Source organism: Methanomicrobium sp. W14 (genome assembly GCF_017875315.1).
Taxonomy (GTDB): Archaea; Halobacteriota; Methanomicrobia; order Methanomicrobiales; family Methanomicrobiaceae; genus Methanomicrobium.
In genome coordinates this window covers 121,624-139,567 of the sequence record NZ_JAGGMM010000003.1, presented here as the reverse complement: position 1 = coordinate 139,567, position 17,944 = coordinate 121,624, and the positions used below count along the sequence as shown (strand labels likewise).

The 17,944-nt window shown below is 45.1% G+C and carries 20 protein-coding genes; 6 read left to right on the top strand and 14 right to left on the bottom strand.

Features of this window, described 5'->3' with window-relative positions; all coding sequences use genetic code 11:
* Window positions 1-11 precede the first annotated feature (11 nt).
* Window positions 12-812, top strand: coding sequence for a formylmethanofuran dehydrogenase subunit C (locus tag J2128_RS09955; protein WP_209691131.1), 801 nt, complete (start codon window positions 12-14; stop codon window positions 810-812).
* A 207-nt stretch (window positions 813-1,019) separates the two neighbouring features.
* Here the strand turns inward: J2128_RS09955 and J2128_RS09950 are convergent, their stop codons facing one another.
* The 14 genes from J2128_RS09950 to J2128_RS09885 form a co-directional block, all read right to left on the bottom strand.
* On the bottom strand, window positions 1,020-2,132 hold the full coding sequence (locus tag J2128_RS09950; protein ID WP_209691130.1) for a cytochrome c biogenesis protein: 1,113 nt from the start codon (window positions 2,130-2,132) through the stop codon (window positions 1,020-1,022).
* 310 nt (window positions 2,133-2,442) lie between these two features.
* Window positions 2,443-3,063 (bottom strand): type IV pilin N-terminal domain-containing protein, encoded by a 621-nt coding sequence (locus J2128_RS09945; RefSeq protein ID WP_209691127.1) that lies wholly within the window; start codon window positions 3,061-3,063, stop codon window positions 2,443-2,445.
* Window positions 3,060-4,010 carry a type IV pilin N-terminal domain-containing protein gene (locus tag J2128_RS09940; RefSeq protein ID WP_209691126.1) on the bottom strand — a complete coding sequence of 317 codons (951 nt, stop codon included), beginning with the start codon at window positions 4,008-4,010 and terminating at the stop codon, window positions 3,060-3,062. Before J2128_RS09940 ends, J2128_RS09945 begins: the two co-directional genes overlap by 4 nt.
* A 17-nt stretch (window positions 4,011-4,027) precedes the next feature.
* On the bottom strand, window positions 4,028-4,639 hold the full coding sequence (locus tag J2128_RS09935; protein WP_209691124.1) for a type IV pilin N-terminal domain-containing protein: 612 nt from the start codon (window positions 4,637-4,639) through the stop codon (window positions 4,028-4,030).
* A 2-nt stretch (window positions 4,640-4,641) separates the two neighbouring features.
* Entirely contained in the window at window positions 4,642-5,385 is a 744-nt protein-coding gene (locus J2128_RS09930) for a type IV pilin (protein WP_209691122.1), read from the bottom strand.
* Window positions 5,386-5,402: 17 nt separating this feature from the next.
* Complete coding sequence (locus J2128_RS09925; RefSeq protein WP_209691120.1) at window positions 5,403-6,017, bottom strand: type IV pilin; 615 nt, start codon at window positions 6,015-6,017, stop codon at window positions 5,403-5,405.
* A gap of 2 nt (window positions 6,018-6,019) precedes the next feature.
* Window positions 6,020-6,775 carry a type IV pilin gene (locus J2128_RS09920; RefSeq protein WP_209691118.1) on the bottom strand — a complete coding sequence of 252 codons (756 nt, stop codon included), beginning with the start codon at window positions 6,773-6,775 and terminating at the stop codon, window positions 6,020-6,022.
* A gap of 325 nt (window positions 6,776-7,100) precedes the next feature.
* Complete coding sequence (locus tag J2128_RS09915) at window positions 7,101-8,258, bottom strand: cytochrome c biogenesis protein (protein ID WP_209691116.1); 1,158 nt, start codon at window positions 8,256-8,258, stop codon at window positions 7,101-7,103.
* Window positions 8,259-8,509: 251 nt separating this feature from the next.
* A complete protein-coding gene (locus tag J2128_RS09910; protein WP_245323606.1) occupies window positions 8,510-9,148 on the bottom strand; it encodes a type IV pilin in 639 nt (212 codons plus the stop codon).
* An 11-nt stretch (window positions 9,149-9,159) separates the two neighbouring features.
* Window positions 9,160-10,167, bottom strand: a complete 1,008-nt coding sequence (locus tag J2128_RS09905; RefSeq protein ID WP_245323603.1) for a type IV pilin — start codon at window positions 10,165-10,167, stop codon at window positions 9,160-9,162.
* Between the two features lie 27 nt (window positions 10,168-10,194).
* Window positions 10,195-10,815: a type IV pilin N-terminal domain-containing protein gene (locus J2128_RS09900; protein ID WP_209691112.1), complete on the bottom strand. Its 621-nt coding sequence runs from the start codon at window positions 10,813-10,815 to the stop codon at window positions 10,195-10,197.
* 2 nt (window positions 10,816-10,817) lie between these two features.
* Entirely contained in the window at window positions 10,818-11,603 is a 786-nt protein-coding gene (locus J2128_RS09895; protein ID WP_209691110.1) for a type IV pilin N-terminal domain-containing protein, read from the bottom strand.
* Window positions 11,604-11,621: 18 nt separating this feature from the next.
* Window positions 11,622-12,224 carry a type IV pilin N-terminal domain-containing protein gene (locus J2128_RS09890; protein ID WP_209691109.1) on the bottom strand — a complete coding sequence of 201 codons (603 nt, stop codon included), beginning with the start codon at window positions 12,222-12,224 and terminating at the stop codon, window positions 11,622-11,624.
* 4 nt (window positions 12,225-12,228) lie between these two features.
* A complete protein-coding gene (locus tag J2128_RS09885; protein WP_209691107.1) occupies window positions 12,229-13,014 on the bottom strand; it encodes a type IV pilin in 786 nt (261 codons plus the stop codon).
* Between the two features lie 425 nt (window positions 13,015-13,439).
* Between J2128_RS09885 and J2128_RS09880 the strand changes: the two genes are divergently transcribed.
* The 5 genes from J2128_RS09880 (at window position 13,440) to J2128_RS09860 (ending at window position 17,929) form a co-directional block, all read left to right on the top strand.
* Window positions 13,440-14,057: a hypothetical protein gene (locus J2128_RS09880; RefSeq protein ID WP_209691105.1), complete on the top strand. Its 618-nt coding sequence runs from the start codon at window positions 13,440-13,442 to the stop codon at window positions 14,055-14,057.
* Window positions 14,058-14,151: 94 nt separating this feature from the next.
* Entirely contained in the window at window positions 14,152-15,204 is a 1,053-nt protein-coding gene (locus tag J2128_RS09875) for an iron ABC transporter permease (protein WP_209691104.1), read from the top strand.
* Window positions 15,201-15,986 carry an ABC transporter ATP-binding protein gene (locus J2128_RS09870; RefSeq protein WP_209691102.1) on the top strand — a complete coding sequence of 262 codons (786 nt, stop codon included), beginning with the start codon at window positions 15,201-15,203 and terminating at the stop codon, window positions 15,984-15,986. The genes J2128_RS09875 and J2128_RS09870 overlap by 4 nt, the downstream gene beginning before the upstream one ends.
* A 219-nt stretch (window positions 15,987-16,205) precedes the next feature.
* Window positions 16,206-16,895, top strand: coding sequence for a GTP-binding protein (locus J2128_RS09865; RefSeq protein ID WP_209691100.1), 690 nt, complete (start codon window positions 16,206-16,208; stop codon window positions 16,893-16,895).
* A complete protein-coding gene (locus tag J2128_RS09860) occupies window positions 16,892-17,929 on the top strand; it encodes an ATP-binding cassette domain-containing protein (RefSeq protein ID WP_209691099.1) in 1,038 nt (345 codons plus the stop codon). The genes J2128_RS09865 and J2128_RS09860 overlap by 4 nt, the downstream gene beginning before the upstream one ends.
* Window positions 17,930-17,944: the final 15 nt, after the last annotated feature.

Below are 17,944 nucleotides of genomic sequence, written 5' to 3'. Positions count from 1 at the left end.
TGAACAAGGTTATGAGTACAGTTACAATTACAGCTAAAGGAACTCACGAGCTTTACCTTGAGGCGTACAATGTCACACCGGATGCATTTGCCGGGAAGACAGCTGTGGAAATTGCCGAAATAGAGTGCCACGAGGGAAACCTCAAATCAAAACTCGGCGAGTATTTTGATATTGAAGGCAACGGCGGTGCAACAGCTGCAGAGACAACTATTGTTGTCAGGGGCGACTGCAAAAAGATAAAGCGTATCGGTCAGCAGATGACCGCTGGCGAAGTTATAGTCGAGAGCGACTGCGATATGTACACAGCCGGCTGGATGAAAGGCGGCAAAGTGCATGTAAAAGGAAACGTCGACTCGTTCTGCGGTATTGGTATGGAAGGCGGGGAGTTCATCGTCGACGGCGATGCACAGAACCATGTGGGAAGTGCCTACCGTGGTGACTGGCGCGGTATGAAAGGCGGACTTATCCACGTAAAGGGAAATGCCGGCAGTGATATCGCAACCTTCATGAGAGGCGGAAAAATCATCATCGACGGCGATGCATTTATCCACGTCGCGACCCACGCCGAAGGCGGAACGGTTATAATCAAAGGCAGCGTTGAGTCCCGTGTCGGCGGTCAGATGGTCAAGGGAGACGTATATGTCTACAAAGGCATCAAATACATGATGCCCGGATTCAAGTACGTTGATGATGTTGACGCTGAAGTTGAAGGGGAAACTGCAAAATTCGCACACTATATCGGTGACCTGGGCGAACGCCACCCCAAGAGAAAGGGTGAGATCGTCTACGGTAATATATACCTTAAAAAATAATTTTTTTTGTTTTTATCAAGAATTGTTTTATACTGCCAAAATCCGGATTTTCAGGGTTTTTATTGCATTTGATTATACTGTTGTCCCGGAATCATTATTTTATCAGGAGTATATTCCTGTTTTTGTCATAAAAAAGGTTAAAGCTTGATTTTTCATGTTTCTTGGGGTTAGAATAGTAAGCTTCCGGAATATTTAAAAAAAATTATCTCATATCTGCCACCAGACTACAAATATTCCTATTAATATCAGGGCGATTCCCATTGCAAATCTTATTTTGTTCCTGTACCTGAGTCTTGCAGAGTCCACGAATTTCGGTGAAAGTCCGAATCCTACTGCAAAGGTTATCATGAGCAGAGGCATAACGAAGAATAGATTGTATAAAAGAAGATAAGGGACACCTTCAGTAAAGGTCATTTCCGATGACAAAAGGCTGATTATTGCAAGGTATATGCCGCCCGTACACGGGAGTTCAAACATTCCGACAATTATTCCCAGTAAAAAAGATGAAGGTAATGTTGCCTTATTAATGAACTTCCCTATGATCCCTTTTGAAGATGCGGGTATCGATAAAGATGCCCGTGTGTCTTTTTTCAGTGAATCGAGGATGTTTATAAGTCCGGCCGTGATTGCGACAATTCCCGCAAACAGTGAAAATATGTAGGAGTAGCCTGTAAACCTGACAAAGTTCATTATTCCAAGTCCTGCAAAAAAATAGAAGACAAATACCGCCAGTGTGTAGAAAAGTCCTGAGAAAAGAACTTTTTTTCCATGACCTGATGATAGAAGGGATATAATCAGGAAGACAAGGACTGCAAATGCACACGGATTTATTCCGTCAATAAGTCCTGCAGATGCGACAAGAATAATTCCCGCCGGGATGTCACTTCTAAGATCAGTTGAATTTTCGTATTTGTCTTCTTCTATCCACCTTTTTTCATATTCAATGTCCGGAATAAGTCCTTTGTCAAGTGCTTCAAATACGGATTCCGAGTTTTCAGTTATGGGAGCCATTCCGGACAAAACTACCGTGTCACCTGTAAAAAGAATCGGGTAAGAGACATAGTGCATGTGATATTGCGCCCCGAACTCATAAAGAAGGGTCAGGTTTTCGGTCGAGTTGTAAAGGTCGTAATACCGGACCTTAATTTCAGGGTATCTGTCCGAAAGGTTCTCCAGGCCGGGAAGAACTCTTACGCATGAACTGCACCGGCTGCTGTAAAATACTGTCACTGTAGTGTTTGCATCTGGTATGAGGTCTTTGAAGAGGTCTTCTGGTGTGACGTTTGAACCGGCAAAGACCGCCGGGCCGGAAAAATTCATTGCGACGTTTTTGTCTTCTGCGCATACAGGAAAAACCAGGTATGAAAAAAACAGTATAAATAGGCAAAATCTGCAAAAAAAAGTATATTCTTTTTTTATTTTGGAGAGCATCTTAAATAATTCTAATTGTTGTCTTAACGGATTGGATTTTGATCATTTTTGGCAGAAACATATGAATAAAACGGGTACAGGCTTTGAATTATCAAAGCTGTATAAAAAAGGAAATCCTGGCAATTTTCTGTCGGATTCTTTTTATGCAGCAGATAGTTTTAGCCTTTTCCTGTTTTTTTTGACTTTACATCTTATTTTTCTATGACGTAATCTTCACCCCGCACGTCGAGATTGTGTTTCCCGACCTGTCACCGGTCTGGAGGATAAAGGTCTTGCCAACATTATTCGGGTTGCGGTAGCAGAGAGACCAAAGAGATGCATAGCAGGTATAGCCGCCGCCTTTACACTTGTAATAAGTAGGCTTTTTCTTCCAGTCCCAGCCACGTATTGATAATCCCACGTCAGGCTGAAGAATCGGGGCCGTGCAGTTATAGGCTGAAATGTAGAGGGTGTCTCCGGGGTTAAACGAGGACTTTCCGCCGGAATTGTTCAGGAACACCAGGTCCCCGTTTTTGTCGGAGATTATGCTCCTGTTGATTTCCTCTGTGGTAAGCGATTCTGTGTTCGGCCCGAAGCCGTCTCCGTTCTGGGTTGTGAAGACGAGACTGTCAAGAGGTATCGCCTCCCCTCCGCAATGGGTGATTGTCATGCCCTGCGAGACGCTGAATGTTGCACTTATTGTTGCCTGCGGGGCCTTTGACTGGGTATGCGCCAGACCTCCGGCAAATGCCGAGACTACAGCAGCTATTATTATCGTAACCACAAGCATGAGCATCACACCGACAACTGGTGAGACCGCATCGATTTTTGCTCCTTTCATGCGCTCACCGTCACGTCCTTGTCAAAGATTGTCTTCCCGCTCGGGATATAGATAACCTTAACGTTTACAGTATCCCCTGTCCGCAGGTTCTCCCACCCGCATCCAAGCACTGCCTGGGTATTGTCGACCTGTCCGCCGTCGGCAATGATGTCAGCGGGAGTGGTCTTGTCCCCGGTATATACATTATACACGTACCTGCTCCAGGGGTCGTTGATTTTACCATCCGACTGGTAGTGGAATAAACTGGTAATTAACTGCCTGTCTTCAGACATTACATTTGTGCCATAACCGCCATAAAAAAATGCACCTCCAATTTTTCCTTTACCCGGATAACCCCCGACCACAGGATCGTTTGCCTTACATTCACCGATAGGCTCGGCTGTCAGGACAGTCCCCTGTTCCAGGGCATAGTTCCCGAAATATGCTGTTTTTTGATAGGAACTCCACTTTGTGACAGGAACCGACCCCTCAACGCCGGTACCCGATCCGAATGGTGCAACACCACCTCCGTTCGTGTAGGTTCTGTCAGTGCGGGTGTTGGAGACACCCGGAAGTACTTCAGCACCGCCGTGATAGATTGTGCCGAGCGGCAGCCCGAGGACGCAGCCGGCACCATCGACTTCCTCCCATTGCGTTGCGTCGTCCTTATGCAGCACGTCAATATACGTATTTGTTTTTACGGTGGTCGTCCACGAGGTGATAATTTTCAGGTCACTTGTCGGAATAGGCTCGCTGACCCCTGTTACTTTTGCGTGGAATCCGCTGTCCCTGTAAGTGCCGGAATTCGTTATACTTACATCCATACTAAGAGAAGGGGCCTTCTGGCTGTCGCTCTCTATTAGTCCTCCTGCGAACCCGCTTACAATAGCCGCGATGATAATCGTTACGACAAGCATCAGCATGACGCCTACAACAGGAGAGACTGCAGAATAATTCTCATTTTTCATAATAAATCCTCCATAGGTCATGCCGTTACCAGTACGTCGCTCTTTGAGATCAGGTGACCTTCCGTATCACTCACTTCCAGGATGAAGCTCTTGCCAATGCTGTCCTGGTTTCTTATGCAGTGCGCCCAGGCTACGGTCTGTGTCCCGTTGTATGTGTAGCCGTCCTCCCCGATATTGTCCTCAAAGTCCGTCGGGGCGACATTGGGCTGGGAAACGTTGCATGTGCAGTACTTCGGTTCAACGGTTATTATGTTCCCGGGGTTGAAGGAGACCATAAAGTATGTCCCCTGTTTTGTCACTACAGGGCCTTTGCCTCTATCGGTACTTACGTAGGTTTTGGAGAGATCAAGTGCCTCTGCTGTTGTAGATTCGAGATTCGGGCCGAATGTGGGGCCGTCCCTGATTGTGAATATAAGGTTCTTTGTAGGAAGGGAATCCCCTCCTGCATGGGTGATAGTCATGCCTTCTGATATACTGAAAGTTCCCCTGATGTTTGCCTGCGGGGCCTTACTCTGCCCTTCCATAAGTCCTCCTGAAAAAGCGGAGACGACCGCTGCAATGATGATTGTAACGACGAGCATCAGCATGACGCCTACAACAGGAGAGACCGCATAGTTGTTTTCTCTCATAATCAGCCCTCCAGGACAGTGACGTCCTTTGAGAATATTGTCTTCCCGCTCGGCACGAAAACGACTTTTACGGAAACCGTGTCTCCCGCCCTGAGTTTTTCCCAGCCGCAGCCGAGTACGGCCTGCATCGGGTCTATGTAATTTTCGCTGTCAAAATCCGTGTATAAATAATCTGACACCACACCATAGCCGCACAGGTTACCAAAACTATCGTTATAACAGTCTCCTGTCCCGTCATTTCTGCCGCCGAACGGCTGTGCACTCATACTCACTCCGTTTGAAAGCGTGTAGTTCCCGAATTGTCGTTCAGGTACTTTGCCAGGTGTCAGTGCACTTCCGGAAATTCCCGGTTCTCCCGGGACTGACGCCATTCCAAAACCGTATGGTGCTATACTTGCCACATTCAGGCCGGATGAAGCCACAGACGGCTCAAAAACATTTAAGACGTTTCCTATAGACGCATTTCCGCCTGTAATATCATTTTTCTTCCATGATGTGACGATTTTGAGATCACTTGTCCTGACAGGGTCGCTTACTCCCGTCACAGTTGCGGAAAAACCGCTGTTTACCCATGTGCCTGAATTTGTTATTTTAACGTCCATTGCAAGTGCCGGAGACTTCTGGCAGCCGCCCGCGACAAGGCCGCCGGCAAATCCGCTCACAACGGTTGCAATTATAATCGTCACGACAAGCATCAGCATTACACCGACAACGGGAGATACGGCGTTATCATTAAATTTTCTCATTTGTTTATCACCCGCATTTATGCAGTGATTGTAACCTCACTTCTGCATATGAGGTTCCCGCTCTTGTCGCTTACATCAAGATAAAAGTTGTTTCCGATATTGTCGTTGTTTTTAAAGCATAAAGCCCAGTGGTTCTGGTATTTGCCGTCACTGGTATAGCTGTAGCCGTCACTTCCAAGTTTGTCTGTATAATCGTCAGGTACGACAACAGGCTGGAGCAGGTCGCACCTGATTGAAGAAGCATTAATATACAGGGTATCGCCCGATTTAAACGAAGTAACGTTTGTACTCCCGTCACCGTAATCGAGAAGTCTTCCCTGGCTGTCGGTGATTATTGTTTTGTCAAGTACCTGTGCTGTTGCCTGTTCAAGGTTAGGTCCGAATACCGGGCTGTTCCTTACAGTAAAGACCAAATCGTTTATTGCAAGTGCATCACCGCCCATGTGGGTGATCTCCATTCCCGAGCTTATGCTGAAAGACCCCTGGATTGTTGCCTGGGGAGCTTTCTGGTGACTGTCCATCGAACTGCCTGCAAAAGCTGAAACTACCGCCGCTATGATGATTGTAACTACAAGCATCATCATAACTCCCACGACAGGTGAGACTGCATTGTCATCCGGTTTTAATGACATTATTAGCCCTCCGTTACTGCAACATTTTTTTCAAATATGACTTTTCCTGTAGGAATGTGGATTACCTTGACATTCACGGTATCCCCGACTCTCAGGGCCTCCCACCCTGTTCCGAGAACAGACTGTGCAGCATCAGCATTTCTCCAGTACAAACCACCGTTACTGTACGTATAGCCGGTAACGACACCATAACCGCCGGTGTCGCTCATGCCTACAGATGAACCGATTGCGTCTTCCTGGTAACTGCCGTACGGGTATGCAATGAGACCTGTTCCCTGTACAAGTGAATAGTTTCCAAAGTGCTGGTTAAGGTTTTTGTATGCTTTTGTCAGGTATTGTTCATCAGAAGAGGAAATTACACCCGGGCCATACCCGTATGGAGCACAGCTGTAGTTTAGTCTGGGACATCTTACGTTTGTAACAAGAGGTGTTGTTGTGCTCCCTCCTGGTGTTACATCTCCGGAATCATCGGTAATTTTCCATGATGTCGCTATTTTTATATCCTTTGTCGGAATAGGATCACTGACACTTGTAACGGTCGCCGAAAATCCGCTTCCTATGTAAGAGCCCGTATTTGAAATTTTTACGTCCATTGTAAGAAGCGGTGCGTTCTGGTCGGTCCCGTCTACAAGACCTCCGGCAAATCCGCTTACAACCGCTGCAATTATGATGGTGACGACAAGCATCAGCATCACGCCGACAACCGGCGATACAGCGCTATCGCTATCTTTTAAAGGTTTTATTTTCAGAAGATTCATGTTTTCCCCTCCGGCTTTAGGGCCGGCTGCACAGAAGTGGACCAGACTGTCTGTGAGGAGCCACTCCGCAGGGTAGTTTTTGATAATTATTATACTTAACTATGATCATTTATTTAGTATTTAATATTAACATAACTAATTTAACTATATATACTAAGGTAAAAAAATGACATATGCCCGGGTAGATCCATCAAAAATATTCACGAAAAAGTTCATCTGTTTTTGAGTTAAAAAGTGATTATAAGAAGATTATTGAATTAATAAATCGTTTATCTGATTAGTTATCTAACCGTAATTAACCAGCTTCCTGAAAAAAGCTGTATTTTCAGATCTGCCACCACACTACAAATATTCCTATTGCAATCAGAACAATTCCCATAATAAGTCTTACTTTGCCCCTGTATCTTAGTCTTGCAGAGTCCACGAATTTCGGCGAAAGCCCGAGGAAAACTGCAAAGGTTATCAGCAAAAGCGGCATTACGAAAAATATGTTATACAGAATAAGATAGGGGACTCCTTCAGAAAAGGTCATCTCCGATGACAAAAGACTGATTATGGCGAGGTATATGCCTCCTGTACACGGGAGTTCGAACATCCCGACTATTATTCCTAGGATAAATGAAGAGGGTAATGTTGCCCTTTTAACGAATTTTCCTATAATTCCTTTTGAAGATGCCGGTATCGATAAGGATGACCGGGGGTCATTTCGCAACGAATCGATGATGTTTACAAGACCGGCCGTTATAGCAATAATTCCGGCAAGTATTGAGAAATAAAACGACAGACCTGAAAGATTTACAATACTCATTATCCCGAGTCCTGCCAGGGTGTAAAAAAGGAAAACAGCAAAAGTATAGAAAAGTCCTGAGATAAGAACTTTTTTCCCTGAGTCTGTTGCCATAAGGGAGATCAAAAGAAAAATAAGGACTGCAAATGCACACGGATTTATTCCGTCCAGAAGTCCTGCAGATGCGACAAGAATAATTCCCGCCGGGATGTCACTTCTAAGATCAGCTGAATCTTTGTATTCGTCTTCTTCTATCCACCTTTTTTCATATTCAATGTCCGGAATAAGTCCTTTGTCAAGTGCTTCAAATACGGATTCCGAGTTTTCAGTTATGGGAGCCATTCCGGACAAAACTACCGTGTCACCTGTAAAAAGAATCGGGTAAGAGACATAGTGCATGTGATATTGCGCCCCTAACTCATAAAGAAGGGTCAGGTTTTCGGTCGAGTTGTAAAGGTCGTAATACCGGACCTTAATTTCAGGGTATCTGTCCGAAAGGTTCTCCAGGCCGGGAAGAACTCTTACGCATGAACTGCACCGGCTGCTGTAGAATATCGTTACCGAGGTGTTTGCATCTGATATGAGGTCTTTGAAGAGGTCTTCTGGTGTGACGTTTGAACCGGTTGAAGTTATCGGGTCAGCAGAGAGTGTTGTGCCGCTGTTGTTTTCTGCACATACGGGTAAAACCAGAATCAAAAGAAAAAGTAGAAAAAAACAAAAATAAGTGTATTCTTTTTTTATTTTGAATATCATCACTAATCCTGCGGGTATTTTTGTGAATTAAATTATCCTCATCTTTTGGTTGAACATATGAACAAAACAGGTACGGGCGGAAATTATGAAAACTGCATAAAAATATAATCTGCAATAAATTTTTGTCAGATTGCCTTTATGCAGCAGAATATTCAGCATTTTCCTGTTTTTTTGATTTTTCATCAGATTTCTTTCTATGACGTAATCTTCACATCGCATTTCGAGATTATGTTTCCGTTCCTGTCACTTGCTTTGAATGTAAAGACTTTGCCAACATTGTCCGGGTTCCTGAAGCAGAGCATCCATAAGGCATCACAGTTAGTCCCCTCGTACGTAGTTGGATTATTCTCCCAGTCCCAGGGAGCACCGCATTTTGAACCATGTATATCATCAAACAAAGGTGCGGAAACAGAATACTGCAGAAGGCTGCAGGTACAATTGTATGGAGTGATATAGAGAGTGTCACCGGGGTTAAAGGACGATTTGCCACCTACGCTGTTTGTTGAGAAGACCTGGTTGCCGTCTTTATCGGTAATTAAAGTCAAATCAATTTTTTGTGTTGTGACTTTCTCTGCGTTGGGACCGAAACCGTTCCCATTGCTTGTTATTAACACCAGATCATCAAGAGGTATAGCGTCTCCTCCATCGTGAGTGATTGTCATACCTCCTGAAACACTGAATGTTGCTCCAATCTTTGCCTGCAGAGCCTCTGACTGGCTGTCGGCCATCCCTGAGCCGAACGCCGATACGACCGCGGCGATGATAATCGTTACGACGAGCATCATCATCACACCGACAACAGGTGAAACGGCATTATTGTCTCTGATATTCATAGTGTTCCCCTTCATGAATAGCTCACCACCACATCCTGATCGAAGATCGTTTTCCCGGAAGGAGTATACACAACTTTTACGTTTACGACATCTCCTCCCCGGAGGTTTTCCCATCCGCAGCCAAGAACTGCCTGCATACCGTCGACCTCTCCCCCGTCGGCAATAATATCAACTGGCACCGTTTCATTGCCGGTATATAATGTATAAGTTCTCTTATCACTCTGGTACATATATGGGTGAGTTAACTTGCCTTTAGATAAAGTGCCATAACCGCCCCCTATAAAATCATCAGGATCTCCACCAGTTCTTGGATAATAAATACATCGTCCGGCTGCTTCAGCAAGCATGACAGTTCCCTGCTCGAGACTGTAGTTTCCAAAATGGGTTACTGAAAAAAACTGCCAGTTATACATTGGAATAGTCGGACCGCTTGTATCATAAGCCATACTTGGTGCAATATCAGATGTAGTTGTATTAGTTACCCCGGGGCCAAAGCCATATGGAGCAACGCTCATTGCAGTTTTATGTGTATATGAATTTGAAACACCCGGAATACATTCAGCACCGCCATGATATACAGTCCCAAGCGGCAGGCCGAGGGTACAGCCCTTACCTTTCATTGCACTCCCTTCTGGAATTTTCTTATATATACCATCAACAAGTACGTAGATGGATATGCCATTTCCAAGTATGTAGCTGTTCTTTTTTACCTTCGTTGTCCAGGAAGTGACAATCTTTATATCTGATGTACTGATCGGTTCACTCACCCCGGTAACAGTTGCTGCAAATTCACTTCCTCTGTAATTACCGGAATTTGTTATCTGAACGTCCATTGCAAGTGACGGCGTCTTGTGTCCCCCGTTTTCAATAAGCCCTCCGGCAAACCCGCTGACTACTGCTGCAATGATGATTGTCACGACAAGCATAAGCATAACACCTACGACAGGAGACACAGCAGATTCATCATTTTTGCCAGTTCTGTGCCTGAAAACAGGTTTTCCCTTTGTTGAAATCTTCAATATTTAACCCTCCTTGAAAATTAGCACTCATGCCGTTACCAGAACATCAGTCTTTGAAATCAGGTGGCCACCCGTGTCACTTACTTCAAGGATGAATTTTTTTCCGATACTGTCCTGATTTCTGATACAGTAAGCCCATGAAGCCGTCTGGTTTCCTTTGTAAGTATAGTTGTCTTCACCGACATTTTCTTCAAAATCAGTAGGCGCAACATTAGGCTGCATTATATTGCACGTACAGTCTTCAGGATCAATTGTTACCGTATCACCTGAGTTGAAAGATGTCATATAAAAGGCACCATCTATAGTTCTCATAGGTCCTTCACCCCTGTCAGGCGTATTCACTTTTATCGTGGTCATATCAAGTGTCTGTGCCGTTGATGATTCAAGATTCGGCCCGAATGTAGAGCCATCACGAATCGTGAATATGATGTCTTTTGTCGCAAGAGAATCTCCGCCTGCATGTGAGATGGTCATCCCTTCGGATATGCTGAATGTTCCTTTGATATTTGCCTGAGGAGCCTTTGTCTGTCCGCTGGTAAGTCCGCCTGAAAAAGCGGAGACAACCGCTGCAATGATAATTGTCACGACAAGCATCAGCATAACACCGACAACAGGAGAGACTGCATTGTCATTTGATTTATATGCCATGATTAGCCCTCCGTTACCGGGATGTCCTTTGAAAAGACCGTTTTTCCGGTAGGTACAAAGACTACCTTTACAGAGACTGTATCTCCAGACCTGAGCTCTTCCCACCCGTATCCAAGAACTGCCTGCATGGGGTCGGTATAATCCCTGCTGTCAGAAGTGTATGCAAATGGAGATTTTACCCCGTAGCCGCTTGTATACGCTTTACCTGTACCGTCTTTCAGTTCTCCGTAAGGCTTTGCACTCATGCTTACGCCTGTTGTGAGTGTGTAGTTTCCAAACTGCCACTCCGGTACCTTGTACTGTGTCAGTGCATTTCCTGAAACCGCCGGTTCTCCCGGGACAGTCGCAAGTCCGGAACCGTACGGTGCTATGCTTGCGACATTCAGTCCCGATGAGGCTGAAAGAGGCTCAATCACATTAACATTTGCCACACGACCGGCAGAAGTATTCCCGCCGGTAATGATTGTCCCGTTTTTAATTTGCTCCAGTTCCTCGTTTGCAGTGCCGTAATTGTACTTCATTTTTGTCTTCCAGGACGTTACTATCTTAAGGTCGCTCGTCTGAATCGGCTCACTTACTCCGGTTACAACCGCAGAAAAACCGCTTCCTGTCCATGTACCTGAATTTGTTATCTTAACGTCCATGGAAAGAGCGGGGGACTTCTGGCTGCCTGATGCAACAAGACCCCCTGCAAATCCGCTGACTACTGTTGCAATGATTATTGTGACAACAAGCATCAGCATAACACCCACAACAGGAGAGACCGCAGAATCATTTTTCATTATCATTTCCTTTTCTCCCTGTCATCACGCAGTTATCGTGACCTCGCTTCTGCAGATGAGGTTTCCGCTCTTGTCGCTTACATCAAGGTAGAAGGTGTTTCCTATATTGTCGTTGTTTTTGAAGCACAGCGCCCAACGCTCCTGTTTTTCACCTGAATATGTGTAGCCGTCGCTGCCATGTTTAGATGTATAATCGTCGGGCACAACAATGGGCTGCAAAAGATCGCACTTTATGGAAGATGCGTTGATATACAGGGTATCGCCGGATTTAAACGATGTAGCGTTTGTGCTCCCGTCACCGTAATCAAGAGGACGTCCCCGTCCGTCGTAGATAGTGGTTTTGTCGAGAGTCTGCGCAGTCACCTGTTCAAGATTTGGTCCGAATACCGGGCTGTTTCTTACAGTAAAGACCAAATCGTTTGTTGCAAGTGCATCTCCGCCCATATGCGTAATCTCCATCCCTGAACCTATGCTGAAAGTTCCCTGTATTGTTGCCTGGGAAGCTTTCTGCTGGCTGTTCATGGAACTTCCCGCAAATGCGGAAACAACCGCCGCAATGATAATTGTGACAACAAGCATCATCATGACGCCTACGACAGGTGAGACTGCTGTGTCATTTGTTTTCATAAAATCAGCCCTCCGTAACCGCGACATTCTTTTCGAATATCACTTTTCCGGTCGGTATATGAATGACCTTGACGTTCACAGTGTCACCTGTCCTTAACTTCTCCCATCCGTTACCCAGGACAGCAGTTGCAGCATCAGTAGCACTGTCTTTATAAGAGCCGCCTCTCGTGTAGGTGTAGTCAGTCACTACCCCGTATCCGCCCGTGTCACTATGTTTTGGAGAAGCTCCTACAGCTTTCTCTGAGTTGCTTCCGTAAGCGTATGCAGTAAGACCCGTTCCCTGTACAAGGGAATAATTCCCGAACTGCTGTCCGGGCTTGTCGAATGGATTAACCAAATCCTGTGCACCTGAAGAAGAGTTCACGCCCGGACCAAATCCATAGGGAGCACAACTTTCAATAAGATCAGTTGACTTATCTTCTGATGTTATCTCAGGGCTTTTTACGTTTGAAACAAACGGTGATGCAGTGCTCCCTCCTGCTGTAACACTTCCCGTGTCACCGGTAACTTTCCAGGATGTCGCTATTTTTATATCCTTTGTCCGGATAGGATCGCTTACACTTGTAACGGTCGCCGAAAATCCGCTCCCTATATAAGTGCCCGTGTTCGAAATCTTTACATCCATTGTAAGAAGCGGCGCCTTCTGGTCAGTCCCCCCGACAAGACCTCCGGCAAACCCGCTTACAACCGCTGCAATAATGATGGTGACGACAAGCATCAGCATCACGCCGACAACCGGCGATACAGCGCTATCGCTATTGTTTAAAGGCTTTTTTTCCAGAAAATTCATGTTTTCCCCTCCGGCTTTAAGGCCGGCTGCACAGAAGTGGACCAGGCTGTCAGTGAGGAGCCACTTCGCAGGATCTCTTTTTGATAATTCTTTTACTTAATTATGATCATTTATTTAAAATTAAACATTAACATTATTTGATTAACAGGATCCGTTATAGCAAGAAAAAGGCATTTTACGGATTTGCAGATCAAATTCCAATGAATTACATGTACTAAAAAAATCTGTCTCTAAAAATCGTTATAATAGTTAAGCCGGTTATTATTAAAAAAAGAATATCCCTGAAAAAATATACATCCGGTAACTGCAATACCCGGAAATGAATTATTTGATATGGAATCGATTATAGATCAATCACCTGTTTAAGGGGGCGACAAAATTAGTGAAACTGTCCAGGTCTGGCCGGGTATAGAGGGGTGAATCCCGTGCAAAAAAAGAATTCCGGAACAGCTCAGAATGGCGCCATTACAAAAAAACGCCATACAACATCATTCTTCTTAGGATCAGAACTTCCTGTCGATCTTAGTGAAATGCTCCTATATATAGAAGAAAGGCCGCATAATCCGGTAAAAGTTCCCTTTCCACAGGCAAACGACCTGGATAAAATACTTGACATGGTGGTCTCTTTTGATGAAAAGTGGAAAACAAGTGAACAGATCTCAGAACAGTTCAAATTTAACGGGCGGCAGGGTGAGTATTATGCAAATGCTGCAATTTACCTGGACTTTTTGGAGAGGGACCCTCATTATAAAAGTTTTTTCCTTTTAACAAGGCTTGGAAACGAGGTTAAAAATTACCCTTTGAGGAGGTACCGCAACAAAATATTACTGGTACAGCTGATGAGAAAACCGGTTTTTCGTTCTGCTGCAATGCTTCTGAAAGAGTGCGGCTATGATTTAAAGAAAGTTACAAGAGAATCCGTGGCGCAAATAATCAAAGATAATTACAGTAATTACAGCATGGTGACATGCAGGAGAAGGGCTTCTACTGTAATAAGCTGGATAAAATGGGTCTGTCTTAATTTCAAATTCAAATCTGAGTAATCCAAAGTGTGGTATGGAAATTCAGCGTGTGTTAGCAACATTTAGTTAACATATTGAGTTATTTAATCCACAATACAATTTTTTATGGCATTTTATGAATATTCCTGAAGCAACCGAAAGGACACTTCCTGATTACAGGTTGAGATTTGTAATTCTTTTTGTCGCTGTTTTTGCCTGTGCCCTTATTTCTCTTTGCATAGGGCGTTTTTCGATATGTATAGACGACGTTGTAAAGATTCTTTCGTCAAACATCCTTTCTTTAGTAAATATATCCCCTTTTGAGCACACGTGGGACTACGCGATGAACAGCGTTGTGTGCGGTATCCGGCTCCCGAGAATTCTTGCCGCAATCCTTGTTGGTGCTGCACTTTCAACGGCAGGTGCAGCCTATCAGGGAATGTTCCAAAACCCCCTGGTATCTCCTGATATACTGGGAGCTTCGGCCGGTGCAGGTTTCGGGGCGGCCCTTGCAATATATCTTTACCTTGGAAGCAGTGCCGTAACTCTCTTTGCCTTTGTGGGCGGAATGACAGCCGTTGGTGTTGCATACTGCGTGAGCAGGCTTGCAAGAGGATCGCCCACATTGAGCATGGTACTTGCGGGAATTCTTGTCGGAAGTCTGTTTTCAGCGTCCCTTTCCTACATAAAGCTTACGGCGGACACCACCGACCAGCTCCCCGCGATAACCTACTGGCTCATGGGAAGCCTTTCAGCGGTCACGATGAACGACATATTTTATGCAGGACCTATAATAATTGCAGGGCTTATACCCCTGATTCTTCTCCGGTGGAGGCTCAACGTCCTTACAGTCGGCGAGGACGAGGCGAAGAGCATGGGAATTAACACGACCCTCCTGCGAATTGTCGTTATTGCCTGTGCGACACTTATAACAGCTGTCTCTGTGTCCATTTCCGGGATTATCGGGTGGGTAGGACTTGTAATACCGCATTTCTGCAGAATGGTCTTCGGTTACGACTACAGGAGGATTATTCCTGCCGCAATTTTTATGGGGGGGGGTTTTCTTCTTCTGGTTGACGACTTTGCAAGAACTATGGCTTCAATCGAGGTTCCGCTCGGAATTCTTACTTCCTTTATCGGAGGACCTATATTCGCGTATCTTCTGATTACGGGAGGCAGGCGTTCATGACGCTTGAGGTGAAAGACCTGACGTTTTCGTACCGGAAAAAGTCCAGGAAGGTCTTGTCCGACGTTTCATTTTCCGCAAAGGAGGGCGATCTCCTCGCAGTTCTCGGCCCGAACGGTGTCGGCAAAAGCACGATGTTTCGGTGCATCCTCGGTTTTTTGAAAGACTATTCGGGTTCTGTTTACCTGGATGATGCAGACATAAAGACTCTTGATCACAGGCAGATAGCGAAAAAGGTGGCTTACATACCGCAGTCGACATATCCTGTGTTTAATTTCACTGTCCTTGACGTCGTCCTGATGGGGCTTACGAACCAGATAAGTATTATTTCAGAACCAAAACAGGAGCATATAGACAAGGCCTGCGAGGCCATGAAAAGTCTTGGTATAGCTCATCTTAAAAACGCCGGTTACGGTGAAATCTCCGGCGGTGAACGACAGCTTGCGCTTATTGCACGTGCTCTAGTCCAGAATGCAAAAATTCTCATTATGGATGAACCTACAGCAAACCTTGACTACGGAAACCAGTCCAGGGTCATGAAAAGAATCGTCGGCCTTGCAGGGGGAGGATATATTGTGATATTGTCGACTCACAACCCGGATCATGCCTTTTTGTATGCAAACCGCGTCCTGATGATTTACGACGGAAAGGTTATCGCGGACGGCAGGCCTGAAGATGTAATGACTGCCGGCCTGATAAAAAAGGTATATGGTGTGGAAGTAAATATTGAAGATTACGAGAATACCATGCGTCACCATAAGATCTGCATCCCGCGTGACGGTTAGGATGATGTTGCGTTTTAATTTCCTGGAAGTTTTCAGGCGTCAGTTAGGAAAGGGGTTGAAAACGGGAGTATGAACAGTTGCAGTGCTTTTCAGCTTTATCGCAAGACTTCCTGTGCATTTTCCGCGGTCGTTTTTTGTTAAACAGATGTTGTTGATTTAAAAGGAAGATTCAGCAAATATTATGATTTTTAAGACCTCAATTAGATCTTAATATTAAACATGAAGCTAGTAACAGTTGCCGGGCCGCCGTCATCCGGCAAAACATCAGTAATTATAAAGACAATTTCTGCGCTCGGGCTGCCTGAAGGAAAAGTAGGTGTTGTCAAGTTCGATTCCCTGACATCATTTGATCACATAAGATACGGCGAAAATAAAATTCCCGTTCAGACCGGGTTTGCGGGAAAAATCTGTCCTGATCATTTCTTTGTTAGTAATATTGAAGACGCGGTTTCATGGGGGAAGAGAAAAGGACTGTCTCTTATGATAACCGAGAGCGCCGGTCTTTGCAACCGGTGTTCACCTTACATAAAGGGGATTCTTTCAGTGTGCGTAATTGACAACCTCTCGGGAGTCAATACACCGAGAAAAATAGGCCCTATGCTTAAATACGCTGATATTGTCGTAGTTACGAAGGGTGACATCGTCTCTCAGGCCGAGCGTGAGGTGTTCGCATTCAACATCAAGGAGGTAAATTCGCAGGCAAAGATAATCTTCATAAACGGGATAACAGGGCAGGGAACATTTATTCTTGCAAAGCATTTCGGCGAGGCTACCGATATCAACACGTTAAAGGACAGGACTTTGAGGTTTACAATGCCTGCTGCCATCTGCTCGTACTGCACGGGTGAAACCCGTATCGGCGACTATTACCAGATGGGGATGCTGAAAAGAATGGAGTTTGACGAATGAGTGCCTACGGTTTTTCTGATGAAGTCACAGGGATGACCCTCAAAGCCCTTATAGAGAAGTATCCTCTTGTATCAGACTACCTTGCAAACCACAGGCTCAATGAAATTGACCTTTCAAAGGCATTTTCTGACGCTCTTTTGGATGTAGACCCTGATATGCTTGAGGAGTTCGGGCTTGACAGCGAGAGTATTGTGCTGAACTTATGCACATTTCTCGATTCTTTCAGTCCTGATTCGAAATCGGGAGCATTTGTTATATCATCCATTACAATAATCGGCGGTCAGAACAAGTCCGGGGAAGCCGAAAATTTAAGCCTTACGATAAAGCCCGGTGAGATAATAAGTATCGTCGGGCCTACAGGCTCCGGAAAAAGCAGGCTTCTGGAAGACATCGAGTGCATGGCCCAGGAGGATACGCCGACAAAAAGAAAGATTCTCATCAACGGAAACGTCCCTGACGAAAGCCAAAGGTTTGATACGGGTGTAAAACTTGTCGCACAGCTTTCCCAGACCATGAACTTTGTAATGGACTTAACAGTCAGGGAATTTTTGGAGATGCATGCAAAAAGCCGCCTCGTGACTGATGTTGATGGTGTCGTAAAAAAGTGTTTTGAGTGCGCAAACTCTCTTGCCGGCGAAAAGTTCACTCCTGACACGAAAGTCACCCAGCTTTCCGGAGGCCAGTCACGTGCACTTATGATTGCCGATACCGCTCTTATGAGTGCATCGCCGGTAATTCTTATCGACGAGATTGAAAACGCAGGAATTGACCGCCGTGAGGCCATAAAACTTCTTTCCGGAAACGAAAAGGTGATTTTGATGTCGACCCACGACCCTCTTCTGGCGCTTTTTGCCGACAAAAGAATTGTTATCAGAAACGGTGGCATAGCAAAGGTTATTGTTACGACTGATGATGAGAGAAAAAATCTTATTCAAATCGAAAAACTGGACAACATTCTATTGTCCCTGAGAAACAGCCTGCGCCACGGTGATATAATCTCCTCAGGGATGATTGACTCGATGATAAACAGGTGAGGCTGAAAAAGCCTC

Coding starts and splice junctions, on each gene's coding strand:
- J2128_RS09935 (WP_209691124.1), bottom strand. CDS start 4,639: ATGAGAGAAAACAACTATGCGGTCTCTCCTGTTGTAGGCGTCATGCTG.
- J2128_RS09860 (WP_209691099.1), top strand. CDS start 16,892: ATGAGTGCCTACGGTTTTTCTGATGAAGTCACAGGGATGACCCTCAAA.
- J2128_RS09870 (WP_209691102.1), top strand. CDS start 15,201: ATGACGCTTGAGGTGAAAGACCTGACGTTTTCGTACCGGAAAAAGTCC.
- J2128_RS09955 (WP_209691131.1), top strand. CDS start 12: ATGAGTACAGTTACAATTACAGCTAAAGGAACTCACGAGCTTTACCTT.
- J2128_RS09900 (WP_209691112.1), bottom strand. CDS start 10,815: ATGGCATATAAATCAAATGACAATGCAGTCTCTCCTGTTGTCGGTGTT.
- J2128_RS09890 (WP_209691109.1), bottom strand. CDS start 12,224: ATGAAAACAAATGACACAGCAGTCTCACCTGTCGTAGGCGTCATGATG.
- J2128_RS09940 (WP_209691126.1), bottom strand. CDS start 4,010: ATGAAAAATGAGAATTATTCTGCAGTCTCTCCTGTTGTAGGCGTCATG.
- J2128_RS09945 (WP_209691127.1), bottom strand. CDS start 3,063: ATGAAAGGAGCAAAAATCGATGCGGTCTCACCAGTTGTCGGTGTGATG.
- J2128_RS09885 (WP_209691107.1), bottom strand. CDS start 13,014: ATGAATTTTCTGGAAAAAAAGCCTTTAAACAATAGCGATAGCGCTGTA.
- J2128_RS09920 (WP_209691118.1), bottom strand. CDS start 6,775: ATGAATCTTCTGAAAATAAAACCTTTAAAAGATAGCGATAGCGCTGTA.
- J2128_RS09865 (WP_209691100.1), top strand. CDS start 16,206: ATGAAGCTAGTAACAGTTGCCGGGCCGCCGTCATCCGGCAAAACATCA.
- J2128_RS09925 (WP_209691120.1), bottom strand. CDS start 6,017: ATGTCATTAAAACCGGATGACAATGCAGTCTCACCTGTCGTGGGAGTT.
- J2128_RS09930 (WP_209691122.1), bottom strand. CDS start 5,385: ATGAGAAAATTTAATGATAACGCCGTATCTCCCGTTGTCGGTGTAATG.
- J2128_RS09910 (WP_245323606.1), bottom strand. CDS start 9,148: ATGAATATCAGAGACAATAATGCCGTTTCACCTGTTGTCGGTGTGATG.
- J2128_RS09895 (WP_209691110.1), bottom strand. CDS start 11,603: ATGATAATGAAAAATGATTCTGCGGTCTCTCCTGTTGTGGGTGTTATG.
- J2128_RS09875 (WP_209691104.1), top strand. CDS start 14,152: ATGAATATTCCTGAAGCAACCGAAAGGACACTTCCTGATTACAGGTTG.
- J2128_RS09950 (WP_209691130.1), bottom strand. CDS start 2,132: ATGAATTTTTCCGGCCCGGCGGTCTTTGCCGGTTCAAACGTCACACCA.